We start from the raw sequence: 7,451 nt of genomic DNA on the forward strand, positions 1-7,451 counted from the left end.
CAGGCGTTCCAGTATAAACTCAACCGACCTCTGCACTTCAAGCCATCTTACAAAAGCCCTGGCAAATACATCCCCTGACGAATAGGTTGAAGGCGGTATATGAAAAAACCTGAACGCACCGGAGGGAAAATCAAACCGTGTATCTTTTTCAATACCGCAGGCCCTTGCGGAAACGCCTACAAGGCCTAAATCCAACGCCGTCTGTTGGGATACAAATCCTGTCTCATCAAATCTGTCAACAACAACAGGCGAATTCCATATAAGAGAAACGGCATTTTTGACATCGGAGAACACGTTCCTTAGCCTCTTTCTTAACTCCACCCTGATCTCCTCATCAATATCAAACATCACCCCTCCGGGCCTTATAATATTGCGCCCAAAACGATTACCGCATATCAATGCCGTCATGTTTAAAAAATCCCCTCTCAATCTTCCGCAATAGGAGGATGTCGGTAAATATCCGATATCAGCGGCCATGGCTCCCAGGTCTCCGGTATGATTGGCCAGACGCTCCAGCTCAAGCATTATTGCCCGTATCACATGGGCCCTTAAAGACACCTGACAACCCGACAATCCCTCCATTGCCTGACAATATGCCAGGCAATGGCCGATAGAGGTATCCCCTGCCGCTGTTTCCATATAATGCGCTGTTAAAAAAGTATTCCCGGCGCAAAGCATGTTCTCTATCCCGCGGTGCTGATAACCAAGCGATATCTCAAGGTGGAGTATCTGTTCACCGTGGCATTGAAACCTGAAATGCCCGGGCTCAATAATACCGGCATGCACAGGCCCTACGCCAACTTCATGCGCTTCTAATCCCTGGACCTTAAAAAAATCATCTGCCGGTAAATCGGCTTGTCTTTCGCCGGACGCGGGCAGGATGCCGCGGACAGGCTTAAGCCATGGATGGCCCTTGGGGCATATGCCCAGCTGTTCAAATATCTCACGCTCAAACAAATGTACCTGCGGCGCCTGCGCGGTCAAGCAAGGGTATGAATCCCTGACTACTGTTGACAATATCTGCATATACCCCTGCCTGTCGCAGGCAAGTATCAGAATAAGCCTGACCTGGCCGTTATCAACAGGCAGGCCAAAAAAAGACACGGCCCTAAGGCCTTTTAAAAACCCGTCAAGCGCGCTATCCTTAAATTCTTTCAACGTCAGGCACTCAAGGCTTGCCATGTCAAACGGCTGGCACACGCGCGTCTTAAAGCAATGGTCATTCATCATGCCCCTCCCAATGACCTGGATGCCGCTCTTAGAATATCTGTCAGCCATCCTGGAAAATATAAACCCAGCGCAAGCGCTGTCACAAAAAACGCGGCGGGAAGGCATGTCCTCGTAAAACCCGTGGCATTATACGAATTGTTTTCCCGCGGGCGGCAGTCATCCTCTCCCTGCGTCATGGATATGACTATGCGCGCCATGCCCGCGAAAATTATAGCAAGGGCTGTTAAAAATACAATGCTTATCAAATAATGCCCGGACAAAAACGCCTGGCGCAGAATAATAAATTTTCCGAAAAATACGGCCGACGGAGGCGTTCCTGTTATCAATAAAAAACCAAACATCCAGAGAATGCCGAGCCTGCGGGTAGCACTACTCATAAGCGCGCGGATATCATCTATCTTCTTCGTCTTAAAACATGAGAGAATATTACCGGCAGAAAAAAATAACCCCGCCTTTACCAAAGAATGCCCGATCATATTTATAAGCGCTCCGAATACCGCGATACCACCGAGACCAATGCCCAGCGCCATTATCCCCATATGCTCAACACTTGAATAGGCAAGCAGTCTTTTATAATCCCTTTGTCTTAATATAAAAACAGCCGCGAATATCACAGACAAAAGGCCAAAGGCAATAAAAACCTCCCGGCAGTAGTGGCCAAGGCCTGCCACGGAACATACCTGATACACGCGTAATATGCCGAGAAAAGCGCAATTAAGCAATGCTCCTGAAAGCAGGGCGGAAATAACCGATGGAGCCTCGCTGTGGGCGTCCGGAAGCCACGTGTGAAAAGGCGCCAGGCCCATCTTGGTCGCGTATCCGACAAACAAAAGCAAAAAAGCCGCTTGAAGCCATTGCCTGTTCATACAGCCGGCATTCTCAATAAGCCTTGCCAGAAATAATTGCGTCTGATTATTATTAGCTACGGTCAGCAAAAAAATACCCAACAGAGCTATTGCTATGCCAACCGAGCATATCAACAGGTATTTCCATGTAGCCTCAAGGGACCTCTTGGTGCGGTGAAAATATATCAACGGCGCGCTTGTCAGAGTGGTCGCCTCAACCCCTGCCCAGAAAATGGCAAGATGACGGCTGGCGATAGTCAGGGTCACTGTGGAAAGAAAAATCAAAAAACACCCTCCGAAAACTGCTTCGGGAGAAAATAATCCACCGCTTTTCGCGCGGGCGCGGGCATACTTTGCTTCATCAGACAAATACCTTACGCCGTAAAGTGAGGCTCCAAAAAATAAAATACTCGTTATCAGCAAAAATATGATGCCGATATTATCAAACCCGAACCATTGCGAGAAAACACCATGCTCTCTGCCGTAAAAACTCAAAAGGGCCATAACCATAATAAAGTGGAATATTGAACACGCCGCCATAAGGACGCGCCTGGGCCTGTCTTCTCTGATAAAGAACGAGGCAATGCCTGAAAAAAGCGGAACTGTTATCAATAAAATAGTTATCATATCACAGGCCCTGTCCTGCCGTCATTGTGTCATTAAGCTCGGATAATTTTTCCGTGTCAATATGGTCAAATTCACGGCTTATGTGAAATATCGCTATACCCATTACAAATACGGCAACGAATACATCAAGTAAAATTGACATCTCAACCAAAAACGACTGCTCTTTCAGGTATGCCAGCCCAAAAAGATATATCCCGTTCTCAATCATCAGATACCCGATAACCTGCGTTATGGCTTTCATACGGCTTACAATCATATAAGCGCCTGTAAGAAACACGGAAAAAGACACGGCCGCGTTTAAAACCGACGCGGGATGGCCCGGCGCCGACATCCGGTTTATAAGCCAGTAGGATATTACAAATATAGCCACCCCCATTAAAAGCGAAAGAGGATATCCTCCGATAGGCTCCACCTCTTTTCTGATATTAGCCGCCCTTAACGCCCTCAATAAAAGCCATGGAAAAACCACGCCTTTAAGTATAATATTAACCAAGGGAAATAATGTCTGCGCCGGAGTAATATGCGGAAGATGCTGTATTAATGGTATACAGCCTATAAGCGCGCCTTGGGCGGCCACAATACGCACGCATGACCTGACCCGGCTTGATGACAATGCCATTAGGTTCACAAGAAGAATGGTAACGCCTATAAAATCAAACCAGTGCCCCATATATTACCTCAATGTTAATATTACCGCTACAACTGACAATGCCAAAGCGACTATCAAAAAATGCGGGACCTTTAAAAGGCGAAGCCTGGCAAATATTGATTCAACAATACCCGTGATACATGCTAAAACCATCATTGAAACAATAAAAATAATGCAGTCTATGCCCCAGCCAAAATTCCGCGGGCCGAAAAATACCCCTATAATCAGCGAACCAAAAAGCCAGAATTTTATGGCCGCGCTATAAAAGAGAAAAGCCAGGTCAACGCCGCTATGGTCTAAAACCATCACCTCGTGGATCATGGTAAGCTCCAGATGCGTATTGGGATCGTCAACCGGAATACGCGAATTCTCCGCTAAAAACACAATAAAAAGCGAGCCCAAAACCAAAAACACCATAGGCCCGTATGAAGACCACATACTGGTGACAGAGCTTGAAAAAATACCAGAAACAGACATCTGCCCTGCCGCCCGCGACAATGCCACAAGGCTTAAAAAAAACGCCGGTTCGGCAAATACGGCAAACTGGGCCTCACGGCTGGCGCCCATCCCCTCAAAGCTTGAGCCTGTGTCAAGAGCGGCTATGACAATAAAAAACCTCGCCAGCGCGAGCAGGTAAATAAACAATACAAGATCCCCCTCAAAAGAGACCAGCGGCCTGTAACCCGCGAAGGGGACAATCAACAGGGAGGTAATAACAGCCCCAAGGCTTATGATAGGCGCGAACACAAAAACAGGCGTAATAGTATCGCTGTATACGGCCGATTTTCTAAGTAGTTTGAATAGATCATAATATAATTGAAGTAAAGGAGCTCCCCTCCGTCCGGCGAAAAAGGCTTTTGTCCGGTTAATGACCCCAAAAAGTAATGGGGATATGATAAGCGAGAGCGCGAATTGTATAATTTCCTTTTTCACCATTATAATTTCCAGATAAAGAGGGCTACGAGCGCGATAAATATGTATAAAATATAAAACTGCAGGCGCCCATGTTGAAACCATGATAATTTTTCAGCAATAGCGTGAACAATATCCCGCATAGGCCGGAAAACCGACTCGGCAAATATATCATCCGTGCGCGTCTCAAAAGATAATTTGTCGGGAAAATAGCCGGGCACCTTTATCCCTTTTTTACGCGCGCGTAATATGCCTTTAAAAAAATCTATCAGGGGCTGCGCGAATGATGAGCCTGTATATTGCATGCGCGCTCCGGTCAACGCGTATCCGCAATCCCATGTGGGGCCGGATTCAATACGCCGGTTTTTCAAAAGCAAGCCGCGGAGGATAGCTATAAAAAAGAGCAGGGCGCAAAATGAAAAAACCATTATTATAACGCGCGTTAACGAAACATTGGCCGATGATATAATATGCGAAACAGCAACCGCGGGTATGCCTGTCGCGGATGAGACAGCACTGCCTATAAAAGGCATGATGAAAGCCGCTCCGGCGCCTAAGATAACACAGGCAAAAGCAAGAATTATAAGCGGCATGCCCATGCATACGCCCGTCTCTCGCGCGCCTAAACCATAATCACTCCTTGGCCGGCCCAAAAAAACAATACCGAATGCTTTGGAAAAACAGGCAAGCGCGAATGCGCCCGTTAAAGACAAGAATACAATGACCCCCATTGAAATTACCGCTGTTATACTATTGCCTGATATATTTTTAAAACAGGCCAGATATATCAAAAACTCGCTGATAAAACCATTAAGAGGCGGCAGGGCGCATATAGCTATAGAACCTATAAGAAAACACGCTCCTGTAATAGGCATTTTTTTGAGAATGCCCCCAAGCAAATCCATCTCACGCGTTGCCGTTTTATAATAAACAGAGCCCGCGGCCAAAAAAAGCATACCTTTAAAAAAGGCGTGATTTATCATATGCAGTATGCCGGCGCAAAAACCCATAACCGCAAGCCCGTAATTATTGGTGCCGATACCCAGGACACCCATACCTATTGCCATAGTTATTATACCTATATTCTCTATACTGCTATAGGCAAGCAGTCTTTTAAGATCATGCTGGGCAAGGGCGAACAAAACACCTAATACCGCTGTCACAATTCCCGCGCCGATGAGAAGATATCCCCACCATAGGCAGGGCATGCCTAAAAAGGTAAGCGTTCTTAAAATACCGTATATGCCTGTTTTTATCATGACAGCCGACATAATAGCCGAGACATGGCTTGGCGCCGCGGGATGCGCTTCCGGAAGCCAGACATGCATAGGCATGATGCCTGCCTTGGTCCCGAATCCTATAAAAGCGCACATAAAAATTGCCGAACGGAGGCCTTGACTGCCGCTTGCCTGCCATCCGGAAAAATCAAAAGATCCCGCGTCTCCTGCAAGCAGTATGAACAAAACCAATAAAAAAAACGTGCCTATACCGGTAGCTATTAGATACGCCAGTCCGGCGCGGGCCGACTGCCTTTTCTCCCCTTCAAACAATACGAGAAAAAACGAACTGATTGACATTATTTCCCACGCCATCAAAAATAAAACAGCATTGCGCGCTATTATTACCAGCACCATACCGGCTATAAGAATATTAAAACAGAACCACGAGCTACCGATATTCTTTTTACCATAATAATGTTTAAGATAGCCAAAACCGTATAAAGCCGATAACCCCGACAATACATAAACAACCGCCAAAAACAAAGCGGATAATTTGTCTATAGCTATAGAAAATGATCCATACGGAACATGCCACGGCAGGCTCAAGGAAAAGGGAGCGGAAAAATTAAAGATCATAACAAGCGATATCAGCCCGAAAAAAGAGGCAATAATAGCCCCGCCCGCTCCGATACAGTTTGACAGCTTGTCGGATTTATTAAACGCGAAAGCCAGGCAACCGCTAATAAATAATATCCCTAAAGATAAAAGCGTAAAACTCATATGTATTTACCTTCTTCAAAAAAATTTTATGCCGTTCAGGCGGCCGGGGCCTGCTGTGCCTTCTCTATCTCGCTTAAGATAATGTCCCTTGCCATCTGGCACATAATGGCCTTTTTCACGGCCGGATTATTCAAGACAAAAGCAATCTGCGAAAGTATTCTAAGATGGCTTCTAACAGTCGGGCTTATAACTGTAAATAGGCAGCTAACCGGCTTGCGGTCAATGGCCCCGTAATCAACGGGATTTTCCAGAAAACATATAGACACTATCGGACGCGGTATATGCGTGACAATAGGATAACGCGTATGCGGTATGGCTATGCCTTCACCGAAACCTGTTGAGCCCAGATCCTCCCTGACAAGCATAGCGTCTAAAAGGTTGTCCTTATTCACATCATGGGGAATCTGGAGCAGGTTTACAACAGAGCCCAATAAAGCCTTCTTGTCTCGGCCCTGTATCCTGTAATGAATACCTCCCTCTCTTATGGCCTGCGCCAGAGACAGCTTGGCGACATCAGCTTCAGCATCATCCTGCAGTATTCTTTGGGAGATATCCATTTTCTTTACGGTTGCCCAATCCATAATCTCTATGCGGTTAAAACGATACTGGTCATGCACGCGGTAAAATGGTATATTCTTCTGTTGTATCCAGCGATAGATGGTCCTTTCAGTAACTCTCAATAGACTGGATAATTCCTTCACGCTTAACTGCATTTCTGCTCCTGTTATAAAACCATCATCATATATGACATATTATGACATCTAAAAACTATTATCAACTAATATCATATATAAATCAGCCCTGTCATTATATATAATATCATATCTTTGGAATTTATATTTTATCAGTGGATTGCCAAAGCTGATAATACTGGAGGGCTTACCGCGCGGTATGTCTATATATAAAAACGAGAAAGCGCTTAAAACGCTCTCTCTTTTTGCCATGACTATTCTGTTACGGCTGTCTCGCCTTTCAAAAAACTGTCTATTGGTTTATGGTTATTCCGCTAACAGTAATATATTATCACAGAAGTCTTTTCCTGTCAAGCAGGCAAAGCTTATGGTTACGTCAACAAAATTCTGTAAATTCTTTTAAGGGCTTAACCTTCCATTGGTTGTTTAAGTGTGTAAAAATAGCATAAATTATCCGTTCGCAGCTTTGCTTGTTGCTAAAGCATGAGAACACTCT

Annotated in this window: 7 protein-coding genes; all 7 read right to left on the minus strand. The window is 45.5% G+C overall.

Going from position 1 to position 7,451, the window contains the following annotated elements; all coding sequences use genetic code 11:
* Positions 1-1,227 (minus strand): hydrogenase (locus tag PHV77_07455; GenBank protein MDD5505109.1); only part of this gene is annotated, 1,227 nt, incomplete at its 3' end.
* Positions 1,227-2,702: a proton-conducting transporter membrane subunit gene (locus PHV77_07460; protein ID MDD5505110.1), complete on the minus strand. Its 1,476-nt coding sequence runs from the start codon at positions 2,700-2,702 to the stop codon at positions 1,227-1,229. The genes PHV77_07460 and PHV77_07455, both read right to left, overlap by 1 nt.
* Before the next feature lies 1 nt (position 2,703).
* Complete coding sequence (locus tag PHV77_07465) at positions 2,704-3,372, minus strand: hypothetical protein (GenBank protein ID MDD5505111.1); 669 nt, start codon at positions 3,370-3,372, stop codon at positions 2,704-2,706.
* A 3-nt stretch (positions 3,373-3,375) separates the two neighbouring features.
* Positions 3,376-4,287, minus strand: coding sequence for an NADH-quinone oxidoreductase subunit H (locus PHV77_07470; GenBank protein ID MDD5505112.1), 912 nt, complete (start codon positions 4,285-4,287; stop codon positions 3,376-3,378).
* Positions 4,287-6,263 carry a proton-conducting transporter membrane subunit gene (locus tag PHV77_07475; protein MDD5505113.1) on the minus strand — a complete coding sequence of 659 codons (1,977 nt, stop codon included), beginning with the start codon at positions 6,261-6,263 and terminating at the stop codon, positions 4,287-4,289. Before PHV77_07475 ends, PHV77_07470 begins: the two co-directional genes overlap by 1 nt.
* Positions 6,264-6,298: 35 nt before the next feature.
* On the minus strand, positions 6,299-6,976 hold the full coding sequence (locus PHV77_07480; GenBank protein MDD5505114.1) for a PTS sugar transporter subunit IIA: 678 nt from the start codon (positions 6,974-6,976) through the stop codon (positions 6,299-6,301).
* 48 nt (positions 6,977-7,024) lie between these two features.
* Positions 7,025-7,207: a hypothetical protein gene (locus PHV77_07485; GenBank protein MDD5505115.1), complete on the minus strand. Its 183-nt coding sequence runs from the start codon at positions 7,205-7,207 to the stop codon at positions 7,025-7,027.
* Positions 7,208-7,451 lie beyond the last annotated feature (244 nt).

The organism is Candidatus Omnitrophota bacterium (assembly GCA_028716165.1).
GTDB lineage: Bacteria > Omnitrophota > Gorgyraeia > JABMRG01 > JABMRG01 > JAQUQI01.

Bases quoted from the DNA above. Each gene is read 5' to 3' on its own strand.
- PHV77_07470 (MDD5505112.1), bottom strand. From the start codon at position 4,287: ATGGTGAAAAAGGAAATTATACAATTCGCGCTCTCGCTTATCATATCC.
- PHV77_07460 (MDD5505110.1), bottom strand. From the start codon at position 2,702: ATGATAACTATTTTATTGATAACAGTTCCGCTTTTTTCAGGCATTGCC.
- PHV77_07480 (MDD5505114.1), bottom strand. From the start codon at position 6,976: ATGCAGTTAAGCGTGAAGGAATTATCCAGTCTATTGAGAGTTACTGAA.
- PHV77_07485 (MDD5505115.1), bottom strand. From the start codon at position 7,207: ATGGCAAAAAGAGAGAGCGTTTTAAGCGCTTTCTCGTTTTTATATATA.
- PHV77_07475 (MDD5505113.1), bottom strand. From the start codon at position 6,263: ATGAGTTTTACGCTTTTATCTTTAGGGATATTATTTATTAGCGGTTGC.
- PHV77_07465 (MDD5505111.1), bottom strand. From the start codon at position 3,372: ATGGGGCACTGGTTTGATTTTATAGGCGTTACCATTCTTCTTGTGAAC.